General features: G+C 58.1%; 1 protein-coding gene. It reads left to right on the forward strand.

Annotated features, from left to right (window positions below):
• Nucleotides 1-120: 120 nt before the first annotated feature.
• Nucleotides 121-439 (forward strand): helix-turn-helix domain-containing protein (locus QYG89_RS17165; protein ID WP_404319420.1); only part of this gene is annotated, 319 nt, incomplete at its 3' end.

Genomic DNA, 439 nt, shown 5'->3' on the forward strand with positions numbered 1-439 from the left:
GTGGTTCGCGCAGCTACCCTGGGAGAAAAACTCGCCGCCAGTGGCGTACGATGCCGTTAAACGTCCTGAAAAAATCAGACAAATGGCGGTATACTTTGCGCAGTAAAAACAGGAGGAAGGATGAATATTGCGCAACATCTGGCGGCAACGCTTAAAACCCTGAGCCAGCAGCGAGGCTGGAGCCTGTCGCGACTGGCGGAAGAGACCGGGGTGTCGAAAGCCATGCTCGGGCAGATTGAGCGGAATGAATCAAGTCCAACGGTGGCGACGCTGTGGAAGATTGCCACCGGGCTGAACGTACCGTTTTCGGCGTTCATCGTCCCGGACGCCAGCGCCGCGCCCTCCGCGTTTGATCCGCAGCAGCAGGCGATGGTGGTGACGCCAGTATTCCCGTGGGATCCCGAGCTGCGCTTTGACCATTTTTCGATAACCCTTGCCC

It is taken from the genome of Bacillus lumedeiriae, from assembly GCF_044891285.1.
GTDB lineage: Bacteria > Bacillota > Bacilli > Bacillales > Domibacillaceae > Pseudobacillus > Pseudobacillus lumedeiriae.